General features: G+C 69.1%; 16 protein-coding genes. All 16 read right to left on the minus strand.

What is annotated here, in order from left to right; genetic code table 11:
- Position 1 precedes the first annotated feature (1 nt).
- Complete coding sequence (locus KEG38_RS16340; RefSeq protein ID WP_272420394.1) at positions 2-1,021, minus strand: diacylglycerol/lipid kinase family protein; 1,020 nt, start codon at positions 1,019-1,021, stop codon at positions 2-4.
- A gap of 73 nt (positions 1,022-1,094) precedes the next feature.
- The gene (locus tag KEG38_RS16345; RefSeq protein ID WP_272420395.1) at positions 1,095-1,997 is read right to left on the minus strand and encodes a hypothetical protein; all 903 of its coding nucleotides are present in this window, start codon (positions 1,995-1,997) and stop codon (positions 1,095-1,097) included.
- On the minus strand, positions 1,994-3,889 hold the full coding sequence (locus KEG38_RS16350; protein WP_372518173.1) for a TonB-dependent receptor: 1,896 nt from the start codon (positions 3,887-3,889) through the stop codon (positions 1,994-1,996). The genes KEG38_RS16345 and KEG38_RS16350 overlap by 4 nt, the downstream gene beginning before the upstream one ends.
- Before the next feature lie 152 nt (positions 3,890-4,041).
- Complete coding sequence (locus KEG38_RS16355) at positions 4,042-4,932, minus strand: hypothetical protein (protein ID WP_272420396.1); 891 nt, start codon at positions 4,930-4,932, stop codon at positions 4,042-4,044.
- On the minus strand, positions 4,929-6,257 hold the full coding sequence (locus KEG38_RS16360; protein WP_272420397.1) for a putative porin: 1,329 nt from the start codon (positions 6,255-6,257) through the stop codon (positions 4,929-4,931). The genes KEG38_RS16355 and KEG38_RS16360 overlap by 4 nt, the downstream gene beginning before the upstream one ends.
- Positions 6,232-6,483, minus strand: coding sequence for a hypothetical protein (locus KEG38_RS16365; RefSeq protein WP_272420398.1), 252 nt, complete (start codon positions 6,481-6,483; stop codon positions 6,232-6,234). Before KEG38_RS16365 ends, KEG38_RS16360 begins: the two co-directional genes overlap by 26 nt.
- Before the next feature lie 14 nt (positions 6,484-6,497).
- Positions 6,498-7,697, minus strand: coding sequence for a hypothetical protein (locus KEG38_RS16370; protein ID WP_272420399.1), 1,200 nt, complete (start codon positions 7,695-7,697; stop codon positions 6,498-6,500).
- A complete protein-coding gene (locus tag KEG38_RS16375) occupies positions 7,694-8,581 on the minus strand; it encodes a helix-turn-helix transcriptional regulator (RefSeq protein WP_272420400.1) in 888 nt (295 codons plus the stop codon). The genes KEG38_RS16370 and KEG38_RS16375 overlap by 4 nt, the downstream gene beginning before the upstream one ends.
- Before the next feature lie 142 nt (positions 8,582-8,723).
- A complete protein-coding gene (locus tag KEG38_RS16380; protein WP_272420401.1) occupies positions 8,724-13,856 on the minus strand; it encodes an EB domain-containing protein in 5,133 nt (1,710 codons plus the stop codon).
- 174 nt (positions 13,857-14,030) lie between these two features.
- Positions 14,031-14,822, minus strand: coding sequence for a hypothetical protein (locus KEG38_RS16385; RefSeq protein WP_272420402.1), 792 nt, complete (start codon positions 14,820-14,822; stop codon positions 14,031-14,033).
- Positions 14,823-14,824: 2 nt separating this feature from the next.
- Positions 14,825-15,592 (minus strand): hypothetical protein, encoded by a 768-nt coding sequence (locus KEG38_RS16390; RefSeq protein ID WP_272420403.1) that lies wholly within the window; start codon positions 15,590-15,592, stop codon positions 14,825-14,827.
- Complete coding sequence (locus KEG38_RS16395) at positions 15,589-16,332, minus strand: ABC transporter ATP-binding protein (RefSeq protein WP_272420404.1); 744 nt, start codon at positions 16,330-16,332, stop codon at positions 15,589-15,591. Before KEG38_RS16395 ends, KEG38_RS16390 begins: the two co-directional genes overlap by 4 nt.
- Positions 16,329-17,000, minus strand: coding sequence for a TetR/AcrR family transcriptional regulator (locus KEG38_RS16400; RefSeq protein ID WP_272420405.1), 672 nt, complete (start codon positions 16,998-17,000; stop codon positions 16,329-16,331). Before KEG38_RS16400 ends, KEG38_RS16395 begins: the two co-directional genes overlap by 4 nt.
- A 102-nt stretch (positions 17,001-17,102) precedes the next feature.
- Positions 17,103-17,435, minus strand: coding sequence for a hypothetical protein (locus tag KEG38_RS16405; protein ID WP_272420406.1), 333 nt, complete (start codon positions 17,433-17,435; stop codon positions 17,103-17,105).
- 190 nt (positions 17,436-17,625) lie between these two features.
- Positions 17,626-19,539 carry a chloride channel protein gene (locus KEG38_RS16410; RefSeq protein ID WP_272420407.1) on the minus strand — a complete coding sequence of 638 codons (1,914 nt, stop codon included), beginning with the start codon at positions 19,537-19,539 and terminating at the stop codon, positions 17,626-17,628.
- Positions 19,540-19,691: 152 nt separating this feature from the next.
- A complete protein-coding gene (locus KEG38_RS16415; protein WP_272420409.1) occupies positions 19,692-20,534 on the minus strand; it encodes an SPM autocatalytic domain-containing protein in 843 nt (280 codons plus the stop codon).
- Between the last annotated feature and the right edge of the window lie 58 nt (positions 20,535-20,592).

A 20,592-nucleotide genomic window follows, 5' to 3' on the forward strand; every position in this document is an offset into this window, starting at 1 on the left:
ATCAGAATTCGTCCGGAACGATCAGCCGCAAGGCGCGGGCGAGGACCTCGATCGAAGCGCGCTCGGCGCGAGGGAATTCTTCGCCGTCGAGCTGGCAAGGCGGGGGCGCGCCGCCTTCGGCGACGCGGAAGTGGACGTCGATCCGCGAAGCCCTCCGCGTCCCCGGAGGCGCGGCCGGGGCGACGAGCCCGGCGCGAGCGAGGGGACCGACGGAGAGGCCGAACGTGGCGCGCCGGAGCCAATCGCGCCGGGTGGGAAATGGGAACACCTCGAAGAGGCCGTCGTCGTGGCGTGACGTCGGATCGACCACCCATCCGCCTGCGTAGACGCGCGTCCCTCGAATCAAGAGCTCCGTGAGCCGTGCCTCGTCGTGAAATCCATCGGAGACGATGTCGGCGACGAAATCGACGTCGGGGCTCGGCGCGGAAACGAGCGTGCGGACCAGGGCACCCGCGTACACGAGCTCGTCGCGATAAAGTGCGAAGGCTCGGCCGAAACGCCGGACACGATCCCGATCCACGTTGCGCGCCGCAATCACCGCGGCTCCGATGCCAAAACCTACCGAATCGAAGAACGTCGCGCGTGCGATCGTCCTGCCGGCGCCGTCCATCGCATGGAGCTTCCCCGCGTCGAGCCGCGTCTCCCGGGCGGCCGCGAGGACACGGACGTTCCGCGCGAGAGCCCCCTCCCCCGCGCGCAATCCGAAGCTCCGGCCATGGTTGTTCGCGGTCCCCGCGGGCAGCATTCCAAGCGCGACCGCGTCCCTTCGCGGGCTCTCGAGCAGCCCTTCGGCGACCTCGCGGAACGTCCCATCTCCGCCCATGGCAATGACGCATCGATAGGGCTCTTCTGCGAGCGCGTCCCGCACCGCCTGCACAGTCCGTCCGCTGGGCTCCGTTGGCAAGAGGCGGGCGTGGAGGCCTGCCGCGCGAAGCAGGCGCAATGCGATCTCGATGCGCGCCGCATTGCGCCCGCTCTGGGCCAGGGGGTTCGCGACGAGGAGGTGCGTGGGCGCGGTCATGCGCGGCGAAGTTTACCCGAAACGGGCCGTCGTTTCACGGGCACGTATCTCCCGCTGGAAGAGTAGATGCCGTTCACGGTGGGGCCACGTCGAGGACATACCCTGCGAAATCGGTCCCGCCGCGCCCGTCCCGCAACACGAGCCATAAAAACACCCGCGTAGGCTCGTCGGGCGCACGCCATCCGTTCGACACCGTCGTCTCCGTGTCGTCCGTCGCCCGCCCTGTCACGTCGCTCTCGAAGGGCCCCGCGGTTGCATACCAGGAGACACGCAAGGCTTCGCGTTGATCCACGAGCGCCTGCTTTCTCGGGTCGAAAGCGGGATACACCTCGGCGTCCTCGGCGCTCCAGCCGACCTCGAATCGCACGTCTGCGCTCGCGGGCAAGGCACCAAGCGACGCGGGCGCGCCATTCACGAACGCGCGCACCGGAAGAAGCTTCGGATTTCGATTGGGGACGTGGCGCTCGGCGAGCTCCACCGCGACGTCGAGCGGCGCATTTGGTAAGTTGCACGTGATCCGCTCCAGCACGAACGCGGTCCGCTGCATGGCTTCCACGCGGACTGGCTGGTAAAACCCGCCCGTTGCGTCCGAGTCCCGCGGGCGGAAATCGCCGGGCGGCGTCTCGGGGCCGAAGAGCGAGCACGCGTCGGGAGGCGTCGCCGCCGTCACGCTCCCGGATATACCCACGATCGGCCGGACGGTGTCTCCAAGGCACGCGGTGCTGACCGAGCCGTTTTCGGTGAGTGGCTTTGGCGCCGCGCAAAAAGCCCAGCGCATTGCGGCGTCCTCGGGCTCGCCATCCGGCGTCACCACGAGCGCCTCGTACGTGACGGATTCGCCGGGCTTCGATTCGGGCGGCTCGCTGCGCACCGCGAGGATCCGCGGGCCTGTCACGAGCGACTCGCGCTCGGTTTCGACGGGAAAGCACCCCGCGAGGACGAGAAAGATCGTCACCCGCGAAAAAGGGCTCTTCACAGCTCGACCCTCGCACCGAGAATGGCCAGCGCGGGCAAACCCGAGATGAAGCTCTTGCGGCTGAAATCGTAATTGTAAACGATCTCCTCGGGGTTCTCCTGGTTCGTCGCGTTCGTGACGTCGAGGGAAAGGACGACCGAGGCGCGGCGCAATACAATCGCCTTCTGCACGCGGAGATCCAGGGCCTGGAAGCTCGGGAGGCGGGTTCCGTTCTGCGCGCCGAAGATCGGCTGGAAGCGGCCGGTCGTCACGTCGTCGAACGAGCCCACGACGGGCGTGCGTGGCGCGCCCATGGCGTGGCGAAACCGGATGCCGAAGGTCCATCCGCGCCATTCGTAGCCTGCCGTCGCCGTGAGCACGTGCGTCTGATCGTGATCGAAGAGCCGCGAGGACGCATCCCCCACGTAGCGCCGCTCGCTGCGGCTCGCGGTATAGGCGATCCATCCGTAAAGCCCATTCCGGAATTGCCTTCGCGTGAGGACCTGCACACCGAAGCTCTCGCCCTCGCCTTCCTGCGTGAGGGCGGCGGCGAGCTTCGGGGTGGGGAGCCGGCTGCGGACGATGAGGTCGTCAAGCGACACGAAAAAGCCGGTCACCTCGACGTCGAGGCTCGCGGGCAGGCGCACGGACGCTCCGGCGCTCGCGTGCGCCGCCCGCGAGAGCACGAGGTTTGGCGTGCCGAACACCGGGCCGAGATCCTCGGCCGCGGGTGGCTGGTGGTAGAGGCCTCCACTCGCGGAGAGCGTCACGTGCTGCACGGGGGAGACACTCACCGAGAGCCGCGGAGCCAGCGCCGGTAAGAGGCGGGACGAGCCGATGCCAGGGGTTTGTCCCACGCGCGGGGTACTGCGGGAACCCTCCACCAGGAAAAGGTCGGCACGCAGCCCCGGCGTGACGAGAAAGGGCCCGAGGCGTAGCTCCGCGACGAAGAAAGGGCCGACGTCGATGATGTTGGTGCTCCAATCATCGGCATTGACGTCACTCCCGGGCGGCTGGCCAAAGACGTAAAGATCCCCTTCCCTCGGAGGCAACGTGAGCGAGCCCTGTCGGAACAGGCTCGCGCGGGACGCGAGGGCGTCTACGCCGGCCGTCACGACGATGGCCTGTGTGATCGGGACGCGATACGAGGCGCGCAGGCCATACCGCCACGTGAGCGTGTCCCGCGCCTGCGGCACGCCGCCGAACGAGGCGTCCCGACGCTCGCGATCCCTGCCGAAAAACGGGACGATGACGACGTTCGCGCCGTCGGACAGAGCGCGCGTGTACCGCAGATAGAATCGTTGAAAGGAGCTCTCGGTCGATTCGGTACGTGCCTTCGCGGGGTCGGACGATGGCTGCATGCGCGTGAGCTCGTCCCCCGCGCCGAGGAGCACCGCCGAGAGTTCCTCGTCCTCCCGGAGCGCGAGGGAGGCTTTGAACTGGTAATCGTGATACCGAGGGATGGGCACGACATCGAGGACGCTCGGCGGGGCCACGGCGGCGACGAGCCGATCGAAATGGCTCGCGCGCACCGCGGCCGCGACGCGCACGCGAGCGCCCACCGCGGCGCTCACCATGCCCGCGGCATCGAGGAAGTCCGCGCCAATCGATCCGTGAATGCCCTCCGCCGGAAGCTCCCGCGTGGTCACGCGGACGAGGCCGCCGAGCGCGCGGCCGTATTCGGCGCCATACGCGCCGGGCGCAAGGTCGATGGCCTGCACGAGGCCCGAAGGAAGCACGCCCCGAAGGCTATTGCCATGATAGAGGATCGGAATCTCCACGCCGTCCACGGTGACGCGGCTATCCCCCGGCGCGGCGCCCCAGAGGACGAGCCCTCCCCCGAAATAGCCGCCGCGCGCGACGCCCGGCAGGCTCTCGACGATTCGAAGCGCATCGTCCCGGGTCCCCGCCACGCGCCGGGCTTCGTCGGCCCGAACCGTCGCGCGTCCCGGCTCCCGCTTGCGTGGCGCCGCGCGAACGGTGACCTCTCGTGGTTCGTCGGAATGGGCCGCCGTCGAAAAAGAGCACACGGCCAGCGCCGCCATCACGAATGCGGCGCGTCCCCTCACGGGAGATCAAACTCCACCGCGAGGACACCGGCACCCCTGTCATGCGGCATAGCCTCGTCCGTGGGCCCGCTCTGTCCTGCGGACCGCGCGAGCGAGACGCCGCTCCGGAGGACATCGATCGACCAGTTCGCGAAGCCTTCGCCACAGAGGGAAAACGTGTCGACACGAACGATGTAATGGCCGGGCGGCGGCTCGTCCTTCCAGACGACGTTCTCGATGCGCCTGCCGTCGATGACGCACCCCGCATTGGAGTCGAAATCGAGGATCGCGCCGGACTGCCACGCCGTGGGATCGACAGGCTGCCCGGGCGGCGGCAGCTCGTACGAGTTGATGTTGCGCTTGTAGATCTCGACGCCGTGCGGATCGACGACGTGCAGATCGAGGTCGGCCTCGCGATCCCAGCGAAGCGAGACGACGAGTTTTCCGTTGGGCGCGGCGATCGCCGTAGCTTTGAGCGGGTGACGGCTCGCGGGGCCGAAGTGGTCGTCCGCGTCGACGGCGCGCGCGAGGAGCTCGTACGATCCTGCCCGCATATCGGGCGAAAACGAGAGGGAGATGTCGAACGTGGGGAACGCCGGCGATTGCACGTCGGGTAAGCCTGCGGGGACGATCCAGTACCCCGTGTCCCCGGCGAGGCCGAGCGCGACCGACGTGGCCTCCGGCGCGAGGGATCCCCGCAAGGGTTTGTCGATTTGCCCGGCCCGCACGCGATTCGTACCGAGGTCCACGGCGACCACGCCGGGTCCGCCATTCTCCTCTGGCATCGACCCCTCCACGTACGAGCCGGGCGCGACACGCATGTCCGCAAAGAGTCCAGGATCGGAGGGCACGCCGCCGCAGCCGGAGAGCCCTGGCAAAACCAGAACGAGCGCGTGCCACCGATTCAAAACGACACCTCCCCGCGGATCGCGAACGAGTCGTCCCCGAGCGTGGTCGGCAGCCCGCCCGCCGTCCGGCCGAGCGCGTTGTTCCGATGATCGTATTCGAGCACGACACGCAGCGCGGGAAACGGGTTGTCCCGCGCAAACGTCCACGTGGAGGGCGTGTACCGGAGCGCGGCGGCAATCGAGTACGTGGAATACGTGCTATCGCGGGGCACGAGGTCCTTGCCGCGTTGCTCGCTCGCGTCTTGGTCGGGGTTGTACCGATCGTAACGCACACCGATCATCGCATACCGACCGAGCTCCTGGGTGATGCCGACGTGAAAGCCGAGCTCACGCAGATCACGGCCCGTGCCGATCGGATCGGCGGGCTCGACGCCGCGGTCGAGGTTTTGCGCGCGCACGATTTCCCCGAAGAGGCACGATTCGCCGACGACCGGGAATTTCGCCGTGAGCCGCAGATCGGCGCCGAGCGCGAAGCGGTCGAAGTTCTCGGAGGGCGTGGCCGCGGTCCCGGGGATCACGCGGATCTCGGTCCCCTCCACGAGGCCATTTTCATTCTCGTCGCGCCAGACGAGGACATCCTTCGTGCTCGGCGTTCCCCGGTGCAGGCCCGTGCCGGAGAGGGCCGAAAACCCGCCCTGCACGCGAAGCCTCGTGAGCGGCCTCGTATCGACGCCGATGCGGCCGAGGACGTCCTTGCCGCCGTTCGGATCACGCGCCGGGAAAAACACCTGCCCGACCGGCTCGCCGTTCATGACGGCCACGGCATACCGAAAGACACGATATCCGCCCGAAAGGCGGAAGCCCAGGTCGTAGTTGCCCGGAAACAGCGCGCGGCTCGTCGTGCTTCGTTCGAGAAAGAGGCGGTTTCGCTCGCGCTCGGGTCCTTCGACGCCAAAAGGAATCTTGAAGAGGCCGAGCGTCGCCATGACGTAAGGCGGCGCCTCGGCGTTCGCGCCTTGCCAGCGCGCCGAGACCTCGGCCTCGATGACACGCGCGGCGGGTCCCTCGACGGTGTTCGCGTCGAGCTCGAGTGCGCCGCTCACGATGTGCGCGCTCGCCTCGGCGCGCAGGCGCGCCCGCGTGATCGTGAATCGATCCTCGTTGAGCGGCGCGCCAGTCGCAGGGTTGATCTCGTCCTGGGACGATTGCCGGTACGCCACGGCGTCGGCCTGCACGTAGCCCGAGAGGCGAAGGCGCACGGGCGGCTCCGGCGGCTTCGGCTTGGTCTCGGCCCACGCAGCTCCGGACGCGCTCGCGACGAGCAGGCTCGCGAGCGCGACGAGCCGCCGAAATGCCTGTTCAGGGAAGCGGCGGAAGCGAGCCATCGGCATTCAGGAGCGGCAGGTTCACGGCCTTGTCCACCTTCTCCGCGTCGGTGCAGGCGTTGATGATCTCCACGTGGCTCGTGGGCTCGGGGAAACATTCGGGCTCGCCCCCGGCCCCGCCGCTCCCGCCCGCGCCGCTGCTCGACGAGCTCCCCGCGGGGTTTGCCGGCGGATTCTCCTCGCCACACGCGCCTGCAAGCAAAGCGAGGACGAAAAGACCCAACATGAAATGTCTCGTGCTCATTTCGCCTCGCAGAAGCCATGCCGGCACTTGCCGCCGCCACATTCGCCGTCTCCGCCGCACGTCTTGCACGCGGCGCTCGGCATTCCCACGCGGCTCTCGTAAAAACACCCGCACGGCTCGGCAGGGGTGTAGAGCGAGAGGTCGCCGCCCTCGAAGGAACGCGTGACCTTCATCGCGCAGTCGGGGACGAGACCCTTCGAGATGACGACGTCGAGCGGATCGAACTCCGGCGCGGGAGAGACGGTCTTCGAGAGGATCATGTCGACGAGGTACCGCACGCGGGGGTTCGTCACGGTCCCCTGCGCGTCGACCGGCGCGAGATACACCGTCGGGGACCAGATCGTATAATGGCCGTCCCGCACGTTGCGTTTGTCGAAGGACGTCGCCGTGGAGTCGGGGTAGTAGGCGTGCTTTTGCTTGAAGGCCTGGAACGCGAGCGCGTCGACCTTGTCCCGGTTGCCGTCGTAGATCTCGGCGCCGAGGATCCCGATCGTCTTCTCGGGATTCGGCGAGGTGGCGACGCCGCTCAGGACCTCGGAGGACTTGTCGAGCATCACCCCTTTCCATTTCGCACCCGGCACGCCGATGGCCGCGGCCATCGTGAGCAGCGTGCTCTTCGTCGTCGTGCGGATGAAATAAAGCGACTCGTCGGTCCAGGGCTCGACCTTCCCCGCAGAGCCGAAGCCAAAGACGAAATACGCCTCCTCCGCCGTGATCGCGCGCTGCGAGCTCGCCTCCGGGACGATGAAGACATACGGCTGCACGGGCCCCTGGAAGAGGCCGATCCCGGAGGGCGGCGGCGAGGGATCACAGGCGCTCACGAAGAGCGCCGAGATGGCGAGGTCGAGCGGGACGCCATTCGGGTCGATCGTGCACTGGGGCGCGGGTTTGCTCGGATCCCAGGTCGGATCCTCGGCGACCGAAGGGATGTAGAGCGGGTTCGTCGTGAGCTTCGTACCCTTGTACATCGCGTCGATGTTCGTGCACGAGCCGCTCGTCTTGTAGATGAGCGTCATCGGGCTCGCCTGCGAGGCGCGTAGCTTCTGGCCGAGCGCCTTGAGGAGCGGCTCCTGCGTGTCCCCGCTCTGGATGTAGACGGGGTTTGGCAGGGCACTGCAATCCAGGGCGAGCGCCGAGCGCGGCGAAAGAAGCGCCGCGAGCGCCCCTGCCAGCATGGTTTGTCGGATCAATTTCAAGACTTACTCCTTCCGAACTGCAAAGCCCCGGCGCCCGTCGTGTCGTACCCCGCGTGCCGCGCGAGCCTGGCCCGGTATTTCCCGCTCTGGGCGAGCTCGCAGAGTGCGAGGACACGGCCGTCGCCGAGGTGCCCGGCACGAAACACGAGGCCATATGCCTCCGCCACGACGGGCGTGAATCCGAGCCCCGCGTGCGCGGCCCATGCGCGCGACGCGAGCGCGACATCGGCGTCCCCACGCGCGACGGCCATGACCGCGTCCCTGTGGGATCGATATTCCTCGGCATGCGCGTAGGCACGCTCGGGCTCGACACCCTCGCGAGACAAGGCCTCGTCGACATGGTGGCGAATGCCCGCGGTCCTCGGCCGCGACGCGAGCCTGCGCCCCACGATGCCGGAGATCCTGCGCAGCCGCAGGCCCTTTCGATGCGCGATGCCGAGCTCGCGCACGGCGAGGTGGAGCCACGCGAGCTTTTCGCCGCCGAGCGACGCCGGAGCATGATCGCCGTGGCAGCCCGCGCCGAGCACGGCTCCGCTCTCTAGCCGGACGAGGCCCGTCGCATGATCCGCGAGGACGAAGCCCACGAGCGGAGCGGAGCGCTCGCGGCCTTCGTCGAACAAAGCCTCGATCGCAAGATCCCCGTTCGCCGCGAGCAAGGGCGGAGGGGAAGCCTCGGGCGCCTCCGCAGGCTCCGCTTCCGGCGCGCCCCGGCTCCACGCGAGCACGTCGGCCTCGTCGTAACGCCACTCGTCGCCGACGCGGCGCGCGGGAAGCCCGCGCTTGAGGAGCCGGTAGACGTGCTTCGGATGAACACGAAGCAGCGCCGCGACCTCGTTCGTCGTGAGCAAGGCCGCGGGCCGTCGGGGAGGTGCGTCGTTACCCAAGGTGGTCGGATGTTACCTAATGTTACCCGTGAGGACAAAAGATCGCGACGACCGCGTCGGCGGGACCTCGATCTCGGCTTTCGGGGGAGGGAGGCCGCGCCCCGGTCAGGGCGCGGCGAGGAGGGAGAACGAGAGGGGAGAATCAGGCCGAGCGACGACGACGGCGCAGGCCGAAGGCCGCAACGATGAGCAGAGCGCCCATGCCGCCGGCCGTGGAGGATTCCGACGCCGTACGGCAGCCGCAGCCGCCGCCATCGGTCGTCTGTCCGCCGCCGCCGGCGCCCGGCGGGCGGCCGCCCATGCCGCCTTCTCCACCGGCGCCGCCGGCACCACCATTGCCACCCGCGCCGCCGGCGCCACCATTGCCACCCGCGCCGCCGGCGCCACCATTGCCGCCCGCGCCGCCATTGCCGCCCGCGCCGCCGGCGCCACCCGCGCCGCCAGCACCGCCGACGCCGCTCATCGAGGGCACGCACCACTCCATGACCGGATCACACTCGTACTCCGGGGCGCACTGGCTGTTCGTCGTGCAGCTCGTCGCGCACTTCGTCCCTTCGCACGCATACCCGGGCACGCACGAGGTTTCCGTGCCCGCGACGCACGTGCCGCTGCCGTCGCACTGGGACGGGTTCGTCTGCGTGGTCCCCGTGCACGTGCCCGACGCGCATTGCGTGCCGGACGCGTGGAGCGCGCACGCGCCATTGCCGTTGCACTGGCCGTTCTGGCCGCAGGTCGTGGGCACCTGGGCCGCGCACTCGCTATCCGGATCGGTGCCGTTCTTGATCGGGCCGCACGCGCCGTCCGCGCCCTGGCCCTTCTTCGCCGTGGAGCAAGCCTCGCACCCGCCATTGCACGCCGCGTCGCAGCAGACGCCGTCGACACAGAAGCCCGAGCCGCACTCCGACGCGTTCGAGCAAGGCGCGCCCGGCGAGCCCGCGGGCTTGCAAGCGCCGGCCGTGCAGACGTTGCCCGGCAAGCACTCGTTGCTGTTCGTGCAGGGGTTCTTGCATGTCCCGCCCGAGCAGACGTACGGCGCGCAGTCCTGCCCCATCGCGTCGTTCACGCACTGGCCCGACCCATTGCAGATCTGGCCCGCGACCACGCTGCCCTGGCAGGTGCTGACGCCGCAGGAGGTGCCCTGCGGATGGAGCTGGCAAGCGCCCGAGCCATTACAAACGCCGGTTTGTCCGCAGCTCGACGCCGCCTGCGTGACGCACTCGCTGTCGGGATCGACGCCGAGCGCGATCGGGCCGCACACGCCGTCCGTGCCGCTGCCCTTCTTCGCCACGGTGCACGCCTGGCAGAGGCCGCCGCACGCCGTGTTGCAACAGACGCCGTCGACGCAGGAGCCCGACGCGCACTGGGCGTTCGTCATGCAAGCGCCGCCATTCGCGAGCGGCGGGACGCACGCGCCCATGACGCAGGCGTTGCCGCCCGCGCAATCGGCGTTCGTCGTGCACGCGCCCTGGCAAGCGCCGCCCGAGCACGCGTACGGCGCGCAGTCCTGCCCCATCGCGGAAGGGATGCACGTGCCCACGCCGTCGCAGACCTGGCCCTTGAGCACCGTGCCCTGGCAGAGCGGGCTGCCGCAGGACGTGCCCGCCGCGTGGAGCTGGCAAGCGCCGGCGCCGTTGCATTGCCCCGTCCGGCCGCAGGTCGCGGCCGCCTCGGCCGAGCAGTCGCTATCCGGATCGGCGCCGGCCACGATCGGCCCGCACGTGCCGTCGGCGCCCGCGCCCTTCTTGCCCGCCGAGCACGCCTGGCACGTGCCCGTGCAGCTCGTGTTGCAGCAGACGCCGTCGACGCAGTTCGCCGACTGGCAATCGGAGTTCGCCGTGCACTGCGCGCCGTTGCCGAGCAGGCCCACGCACGCGCCGCCCACGCACGAGAAGCCGGACGCGCAATCCGCGCCCGTCGTGCATGAGGTCTTGCACATGTTCGCCCCGCACGCGTAGGGCGCGCAGTTCGTCGGCATGCCGCTCGCCGCGCACGTCCCGGCGCCGTCGCAGGTCTGCGGCTGGAGCGAGCCACCATTGCAGGTCGAGCCGCAGCTCGTGCCCGAGGCGTAGAGCTTGCACGCGGCCGCGCCGTTGCAGCTGCCGGTCGTGCCGCACGAGCTCGCGCCCTGGTCGGTGCACTCGTTGTCGGGATCGGTGTCGACCTTGATCGGTCCGCAGACGCCGTCGACGCCCGCGCCCTTCTTCGCCGCGGTGCACGCCTGGCAGGTGCTCGTGCAGGCCGCGTCGCAGCAGACGCCGTCCGCGCAGAAGCCGCTCACGCATTGCGCGCCGATCGAGCAGGCCGCGCCGTTCGCGCCCGGCGAGACGTCCGAGAGGACACGCGCGCGGGCCCGATCCGAGCCGTACGGCTGCTGCGGGTCGAACCGGTAGTACGCGGCGAGGACCTCCTGCGGCTTGCCCGCCGCGAGCTGCGGCCGGAGTTCGAGCTGCAGCACGTCGTTCGCCACGACGAACCCGCTCGCATCCTTGTTCGTGCCGGTGCTCGAGATGCGCGCGCCGTAGACGTCTTGATAGTTCTGGGTCGTACGATCGTCCTGCCAGACGACCCAGTACTGCGTGCCGTCCCAGGCCGTGGCGGGGAAGTTCTGGGTGTTCGCCGCGCTGCTCACGTTGATGCCGACGACGTCGAGCACCGTGCCCGCGGCGTTCACGCGGGCGCCGCGCACGTTGGAGTCGTCGTTCCAGGCGACGAACCAGTCCACCCCGTTCGACGCGACCGCGGCGTTCGTCTCCGCCGAGCCCACGACGGCCGACACGGGGATCGCGAGCGCGCCCGCGTCGAGGACCGCGCCGGCGGGCGTCACGCGCGAGCCGAAGATGTCGTTCGCGTTCGTCGGCTTGGTCCAGGCGACGAGGTAGTTCGTGCCGTTGTATGCGACCGCGGGCAGCGACCCGCCGCCGGTCGAGACCTTGACGCCCGCGGGATCCAGCACGGTCGACGACGGCGCGACGCGCGCGGCAAAGATCTCCGAGCTCGTAGCGTCGCGCCACGTGACGAGCCAGTTCGTCCCGTCCGCGGCGACGGCGGGGTTCGTCTGGTTGCCGGCCGCCGTGTTCACCGGGATGCCGCCGACGTCGAGCACGGCGCCGGTGCTGGAGACACGCGTGGCGAAGATGTCGTCGTTGCCGCTGCCATTGCGCCGGTCCTGCCAGGCGACGAGCCAGTCGACGCCGTTCGCCGCGACCACGGGCACGTACTGCGAGTTCGTCCCTTCCGAGATCGCGAAGCCCGCGGCATCGAGCACGGCGCCCGTGCTGGAGAGGCGCGCGCCCCAGATGTCGTTCGTGAGTCCCGGGCGCGCGTCCTCCCAGACGACGAGCCAGTTCGTCCCGTTGAAGGCCGCGCGCGGAGAACGCTCGTCGTTCGCCGCGCGGGAGAGCAGCGTGCTCGTGGCGTCGATCTTGACGAGCGCGTTCGACAAGCGCAGCCCATAGATGTCGCCTGGGTTGGTCGCTGTGGACCCGCGCGTGTCGTAGAAGGCCGCGTAGAAGTTCGTCCCGTCGTGCGCCGCGCCGACGTAGCTGCGGCTGCCCATCTCGCTCGTCAGCGGCGTGGCCCCGATGAGCACCGCGCCGCCCGAGCTCACGCGAGCGCCGAAGGCCTGGTTCGAATCGTCCCAGAACACGCCGTAGCCGTTGCCCGCGAAGGTGACGGTGACCTGCGCGGGATCGGTGTTGAAGACGCCGTTGCCGATGGTGAAGCCGTTCCCCGCGTCCATGATCGCGCCGGCCGACGAGATGCGCTGGCCGTAGATGCTGTTCGAGTTGCTGTAGTTGTCCCACGCGAGCAGCCAGTTCACCCCATCCGACGCGATCCCGAACTGCGAGTACGGGCAAATCGACGAGCCGCTGCAGGCGACGATGTCACTCGCGTCGAGCACGGTGCCGGCTGGAGATACACGTCGCGCGGCGACGCGGTAATAAGTCGACCCCGTGTAGCTGTTGTACACGACGAGGTAGTTCGTGCCGTTCCAGGAGACCGCCGTGTCGTTCGCGACGTACGTCAGCGACGCGATGGCCACGTTCGACGGGTTCACCGTGCCGTTCGTCCCCACGAAGTTGCCGCGAATCTGGCTCGAGAGCGCGTGCACGACGAAGTAGTTCGTGCCGTCGAACGCGATCGACGGTTGGCTCTTGCCGCCGCCGCTCGTGACCGCGATCCCGTTCGGATCCTGCACGACACCGGCCGAGGTGACGCGGGCGGCGTAGATGTCGTCGGCGCTGTTGCGGCTGTCGACCCAGGCGACCATCCAGTCCGTGCCGTTGGTCGCCACGACCGGCTGCGATTGGTTGCCCTTCGCGACCGCGATCGGGATGCCCGACGTATCGAGCACGGTGCCGGCCTGCGACACGCGCACGCCGTACACGTCCGCCGTGCTCTGATAACGCTCGTCCATCCAGACGACGAGGAAGGTCCCGCCCGCGTACGAAACGACCGTCTCGTACTGGCCTCGGTTCGCCGCGGCATACACGGGCGTGTCGATTGCGATCTCGGGCCCGATCACGGGATCGAGCACCGCCGGATACGCGCTCGCGTCGAGCACCGACGCGGGCACACGCAGCACGATGCGCCCGTCCACGAAATCCGCGTCGACATGCGTGCGCACGCCGTTCGCGTCGATCCACGTGGCCACGCCGTAACGCACGCCGAGCCCCGTCGCGGGATCCGCGAAGTGCAAGCCTCCCTCGGTTTCGCCGAGGAACTCTTCGCCCGTCACGGCGATCTTGACCTCTAGATCGCCCTCGCCCGCCGGACGCACGGCGAATTCGAAGCTCTGCTCGACGCCCTCTTCGTCGTTCTCGAGGTGCTCGACCACGGCGCCACGCTGGATGCCGAGGCTCGCGTCGGGCCGGACCGCGGCCTTTCCGGAGCGACCCTCCGCGATCGATCGTCCGCCGCGGGTGATGCTCTCGAGCGACGCGACGAACGGCGCCGTCGTGCCCTCCTCGGGCGCGGCGAGGTCACTCTCACTCGGCCACACCGTGAGCGCCTCGGGGCTCGCCTTGACGGCATACGTCGCGTGCCCCGCCGAGAACACGCCGCCCTCGGCGCGATAACCGAAATGCGTCCGCCGCATGACGGTGTCGAGATCGATCGCCTCGGTCGGGTTTGTCGTGGCCTGTGCCGGCGCCATCGCGCCCGCGTTTTCCTGCGTGCCGGCGTTGCGCGCTTCGCTGCTACACCCTGCGAGCGCGGCGAGGATCAGGCTGTGACAAACCCAGCCGATCGTCGCGCCGCGGAGCCTTTTGCGCACGGCGCGCGTGCATGGAACGGATCGAGATTGCATGGTTCCCACCAGGTGAATGCTCGCCCCGCAATACGTTGCCGCGGCTCGACGAAGCCGGGACCGTCCGGGGCGTTCGACCCGCCATCGGACAGCACCGGCCGGCGCACGTCAAGGCCGGGCAAGGCACTCCGCTGGGTCAGGTCACCGGGTGTCGGTCCGTTCGAGAACGCGCCCTGCGATCCGCACGAAGAGCGCGCAGAGCGGGGTTACCAATATGAACGCCAAAGGTCCGATCCAGGCCGCCGCGGCGTCGTGCCAGACGAGGCTCGGGAGGGTGATCGCGGATCGAAGGATCGCGCGGCCCTCGTAGACATCGGGCCGATAAATCATGACGGCCGACGGCATGAGGGGCGCGAGCCAGACGAGGGATCCGATGAGCAGCGCGTGGAAAGCGTCGCGCATGCGCACGAGGAGCGGCAGGAGCAGCGCAAGCAGGAGCAAAGCGAACGCGGTCAGAAAGAGCCCGCCGCCGAGCGCGCCGGCCGCGCTGACCATGTCGCCCGGCGCGAGATAGGGGACGATCGAGAGCCCCGTGGCGATCGAGACGGCCGCGCCGGTCGCAGCCGCGGCGCCGAGAATGGGCCAGACGCGCGCGGCGACGAGGACGCGGGCGCGGATGGGCTTCGCGAGCAGAACTTCGAGCTGATCCTCCTCCCGCGCGGTGACGATGGCGCCGAGCAGGCCCGCGAGCCCCACGAAAAAGGGCGCGAAATAGGCCGCCATCAGGTCGTTGATGAGCAGGACCGCCGCGATCCCCTGGAGGTCGAAGGCCTGTTCGAGGAAGTGGATCGCGCGCGGGGGAAAACGAACGAGGAGCGCGTGCGTGCCAAGCACGCCGAGGGCGCCGAGGATCGCGGCCGCGAGCGGCGCGCGGCGCGGCGTGTGCCGTGCTTCGAGGAGAAAATAATCGCGGAGCGAGGCGGTCTCGGACATGGTCAAGCCTCCATGCGACGCACGCCGGCGGCGCCGATCGCGATCGCGGCGATCGAGAGAAGCGAGAGCGCGAGCATCGGCGGCGCGAGGTCGGCCAGGCCGAGGTGATCGAGGTTTCCGAGCGCGAGCGCGCCGAGCGACATCGGGTTCACGAGCGTCAAGGTCCGCCACGCGGGCTGGTAAAACCCAACGAGCGACAAACCGAGGAGCAATCCGAGCACGGCGAGCCCGATCAACGCGGAGGCGCCGCGATGCTTCACCCATCCAGCGATCGCGGCCGAAAACCCGGTCGCGAAGATCGCCGCGAAGAGGTGCGGGGTCATCGCGGCGAGGAAGGTCGAGGGCCGAAAGCCCGGCACACGCGCGGTGAAATAAACGAGGCCGACGAGCTGCGCGCCCACATGGAGCGTGGCCATGACGGCGCACACGCTGACGGCGCGGAGCGCGAAATACCGCGGCATCGAGAGGGGTTTCGCCGCGAGGATCGGGAGCACGCCGACGTCACGCTCGCGCAGAACGATGCCGCTCGCCAGGACGACCGGGAGAAACGCGATCATCTTGTTCATCGCGAGGTCGATCCACACGTACATGAAGATCACGAACGGTCCGCCGTGACCAAACCACGTGGCGATCGCTTCCTCCACGTGCGCAGGCGGGCGCGCGAGGATGAACGGAATGGAGAGCACCGCGTAGAGCAGCATGGCCCCAGAGAGCCACGTCTTGCGCTCGCGCAGCGTCGCCAGATAGTCGAGCCACAGAAGCCGGATCATGCGGCCTCCTTGCGCACGAGCGCGAGGTAGAGGTCATCCATCGAGCGCGCCCCGTGCTGCTCTTTGAGGTCAAAGACCTCGCCGAATGCGACGAGCCGCGCGCGATGCAGGACCGCGACGCGCCGGCAAAGCGCCTCGACGTCGGAGAGGATGTGCGACGAAAAGACGACGGTGACGCCCTTGTCGCGCGCGAGCTCGCGGAGGAGCTCCAAAAGCTCGTGGCGGCCGAGCGGATCGAGGCCCGAGGTCGGCTCGTCGAGTAGGAGCACGCGCGGCTCGTTGATGAGCGCCTGGGCGAGCCCCACTTTTTGGGTCATGCCGGTGGAGAAGCCGCGGAGCGCTCGATCCGCGTCGCGCACGAGCTCGAAGCGCCGGAGGAGCGCCTCGGCCCGCTGCGTGACGACGTCGCGCGGGAGCGCGAACATGGCGCCCACGTAATGCAAGAACTGTCGGGCCGTCATGTCCGGCGGGAGCGTGTAGTTTGCCGGCAAATACCCGGCGAAGCGGCGAATTTCGAGCGTCTCGCGGCCGACGTCCCGGCCGAGTACGCGCGCCGTGCCGGACGTGATTGGCGTGAGGCCGAGGAGCATGCGGAGCGTCGTGGTTTTCCCCGCGCCGTTGTGGCCCATGAACCCGAAGACCTCGCCGGGCTCGACCGCGAACGTGACACCGTCGACGGCCGTGACCTTGTCGAACCGCTTCGTCAGGCCCTCGACCTCGATTGCATGCGTGGTGCTCATCGCTTGGATCTCCTCGTGGGCGTGGCCGCCGCGCGTTTCGCGGGCGGTGGGCTCTTCGGCGCGGAAAGGCCCGCGCGGAAAACGTCGACGATCGCGTCGAGCGCGCGCTCGGTCGAAAAGAGGCCGAGCTCGGCGATCATCCCGAGGTGCTGCGGCGCGAAACGCAGGACCCCGATCACGATCGGGACCGCGTCGCGATCGATGTCGGCGCGAATCTCACCACGCGCGATTCCCTCGTCGACCCAGCCGCGGATCATGGCGAGCTGCGCCTTGCCTTGCTCGACCTTCTGCGAATCGGAGGTGAGCCCGAGCGCGCGTAAATCCGGGTCCTCGCGGAGCAGCTTGCCGAACATCGGGTCGGCGAGGAGCTGTCTATACGCGAAACGCAGCGTGGCCACGAGCCGCTCGAGCGGCGACGCGATCGAGATGACCTCCTCGGCATACCGAGCGCCGATCGCCGCGAACGCCTGCTCGACGACCTCGCGCAGGAGCGACTCCTTGTCGGCAAACTCGAGGTAAAGCGCGCCCTTCGCGCAGCCCGCCTCGGCCGCGACCGCGTCGAGGTTCGTCCCCTTGAAGCCGTGCTGGGTGAAGTGCCGCCGCGCCGCTTCGAGGATGCGCTGGCGCCGCGCAGGATCACGAGGCTTCTGGCTACGTCGTGCGACCATCACAACCAAGATGACTCATCTGGTCGTTCGAGTCAACTTCCGACATGCGAGAGCGAGCCCGCGGGTCCCGCGAGCTCGCTTCAACGGGGCTCGGAGGCTCGGCTAATCGATGTCTTCGCCGCGGGCGACGGTCTTGCCGTCCGGGGTCACGGCGACCTCGAGCTTCTGGTCCCCTTTTTTGATCTCGGCTTTGTATTGGACCTGGCCGTTCTTCAGCGTGACCTGCTCGATCTTCTTGATCTCGCCGCCCTCGGCCCAGGTCCGGATGGCGTTCTGTGCCGCGGTGGGCAGATTCGCGAACGCGATCTCGTCCTTCTTGGCGTCCTTGTACTGCTCGTGGAGCGACTGGGCGTGTTCGTCGGCCGTCGCAATGGCGGGCGACGCGAGCAGCCCGAGCGCGAGCGAGGCGAAGAGGGGCCGGAGTATCCGTGTCATGATCATCTCCTTCCGGTTGAATGCCTGCCGCGGTCTTCGCGGAAGGCTCCCGCCCCGCACATGCGAGTCCCATTCCGCTCTCCGCGTGAACGTGACGCGCAGCAATCGTGACCCCGCAAGGCTCGAAGAGCGAAAGGGGAGCGGAGCGAGGGCGCGCTCGGACCTCTCCGCATCCCGGGTCAAACGAGCTTCAAGCCGCCCGCTCTTCACGCGGCGTCGCATCCAGATAGGCGCGCCCGACCTCGGATTCGTCGAGGAAACCCACGATCCTGCCGGAATCGTCGACGACGGGCACTTCCCGCACGCCTTGCGCGAGGAGCACCTCGGTCGCCGTCCTCAAATCGTCGTCCGGCCGCACGGCGACCGGCGGCTGCATGGCGTCGATCGCGAGGGTCAATACCTCGAGATCACGCTCCGTGGCGAGCAGACGCACGACGTCGCTCGTGATGACCCCGGCCATTTTGCCCTGCTCGTCCAGCACAGGAAAGACGTCCTGCCAACCCGTGTCCGCCGCGAGGCGGAGGACCTCGGGCACGGGCGTCGCGAGGCCGAAACGAACATAAGGCCGGCCGGCAATCATCACGTCGGCGACCTTGAGGGAGCGGAGCACGTCGAGCACGCCCGGCGGATGCGCGGGAGAATCACGCTGCGTGGGGACCTGCGCCGAATAAAGCGAACGGTCGCGCAGCGCAACGAATGCAATGCCTTCGGCGAGCATGAGCGGGACGAGGAGGTCGTAGCTGCCCGCGAGCTCGCAGACCATGACGAGCGAGCCGAGCGGCACGTGCGCGACGCCCCCGTAAAACGTGCCCATGCCGACGAGCGCGAACGCGCCGGGATCGATCCGCGGGTCGCCAATCGAGAGCGCCGCGATGCGGCCGAACGCGCCCCCGACGAGCCCGCCGATCGCCAGCGAGGGCGCGAAATCACCCGCGCTGCCGCCCGTGCCAATGGTGAGCGAGGCCGCGACGATCTTGATGGCCGCGAGCGCGACGAGCAGCTCGATGCCCTGAAAGCCCTCGGGGAGCCACGACGCGCCCGTGATGGCCACCTGCGCGGCGCCATAACCGCCGCCAAGCACGCCGATCCCCTGCCCCTCCGGCAGGACGTGCCGCGCGCCGAGGAGCAAGAGCAGAGGCACCGCCACGAGCCCGAGCGCGAGGCCGCCGACGCCGGGGCGCGCCCAATCGGCGACCGGCAGGCGCGCGGAGGCGCGCTTCACGAATGCCATCACCTTGAGAAAGACGATGGCGCAAAGCGCGACGAAGATCGCGAGCAGCGCATACAGCGGGAGGTGCGCCGGGACGAACGGATACCGCGGCGCGTGCGCGAAGAGCGTGGCCTCGCCGAAGACGGAGATGAAGACCGAATACGAAATGACGCTCGCGAGCAGCGCGGGGATGAGCGCGTCGCTCTCGACGTCGTCGCGATAAAGGACCTCGGTGGCGAGCAGGGCGGCACCGAGCGGGGTGCGGAAGATCGCGCTCATGCCGGCCGCGACGCCGGCGATCATGAGGATGCGCCGCTCGCGCGCCGAGACCTTCAAGGTCCCGGCGACGAACGAGCCGAACGCCGCGCCGATCTGCATCGTGGGCCCTTCGCGCCCGCCCGCGCCGCCCGTTCCGAGCGTGAGCGCGGAGGCGAGCGCCTTCACCCACACGACGCGCCGCCGGATGACGCCGTCGTGGCGGTGGAAGGCCTCGATCATCGCGTCGCCGCCGCCGCCGCGGCATTCGGGGGCGAGGCGCGTGATCAGGCCACTCGCGAGGCCGCCGAGCGCGGGCAAGAGCACGAGGAGCCACGGCCGGAACGACCCCATGGCGTGCTCGCCGAAGAAGGATTCCCCTGCGGCGCGGAGCGCGCGGTAGCCGGCGAGGCCCGAGAGGAAAAAGCGATCCAGGAGCTCGATCGCGGCGAAAAACACGACCGCGACGACGCCCGCCCCGGCCCCGACGAGCGCCGCGTGGAGCAAGGTGCGGCCCACGAGGCGAAGATCGATGGGCGAGGCGTCGACGAAGAGCGCGGAGAGGAGCCCCTGTGCGCGCGGCGAGGGGAGAGGCGTCCGAGTGACGGAAACGCCCGGTTTTTCCGGAGATGGATTCATTTCGCGGCTCGTCTGGCGTGCGTCCGAGTCTAGCACGAGGGCCGCGGGGCGTGCCGGTCTTCGTGCCAGACATCTTTGCACTCAAACGAACATCGTACGAGATCGTACGGGATGGAGCGGCCGAGGACGACGCCCTCGGCGGGGGTGCGGCGTCAACGCTGCGGGGGGAGGCGCACGTCGATCACGGTGCCGGTGCGCCGCACGCCGGCGGCGTCGCGGTACACGAAGGGCGCGCGCTCGACCTCGCAATTGCCGCGCGCGTCGCAGTGGGGCACGGACACGTAATCGAGGGAGATCGATTCGATCTCGACCGCGGCGACGCTCTCGAGCTCGACCGGCGTGGCGCGCCGATCGGCGTCGCGGTCGGCCCAGACGAGCAGGCGCGAGAAGTGCGGATCGAGCGCGTCGATGCGCCCGTCGTGGTTCTCGTCGAACTCACGCAGGGCGACGAAGCCGTTCGGCGCGGTGCGGCCGCTCGCGAGCGGGGACATCGAGCCGAAGAGCTCGGAGCCGTCTTCAATCGCGCCGCTGCCATCGCGGTCCAGGGCGAGCCACGGCGTGCGCGCGGTGGGCCAATCCGTCACGTGGCTCGCGCGATTCTGGAGGTCGAAGGTGTGCGTCGCATCGATCGTGTACTCGACGCTCGCCTGATCGAACGAGAGCACGAGCGGCGTAGCGCAAGCCATGTAGTCCCACGCCGTCGTGCAGCCCGCGACTTCCTTGCAGTCCATGTAGAGCTCGCCCCAGATCTCGACGAAATCGGGCGGGTGATTGCAGGACGCGACCTCTCCGGGCTTGCAGCCGTCGCCTCCATAGGTCGTGCATTCGCCGCCCTGGCCGCCCTCGCCGCCGCCGCCTTCACCGCCCCCGCCGCCTTCACCGCTGTTCTTTTCGCCGTCACCGGAGGTGACCTCGGCCGAGCATCCGGTCGCGCCGAGCGCGAGGGCGGGAACGAGGATCTGCATGAGACGGGCGACGCGAAGAAGTTGAGCCATAAGCGAACCTCCGTAGTCCACCTCAGCAATCCCTGTGCCACGATACGCGAGGCCGCCG

The organism is Polyangium jinanense (assembly GCF_028435265.1).
GTDB lineage: Bacteria > Myxococcota_A > Polyangia > Polyangiales > Polyangiaceae > Polyangium > Polyangium jinanense.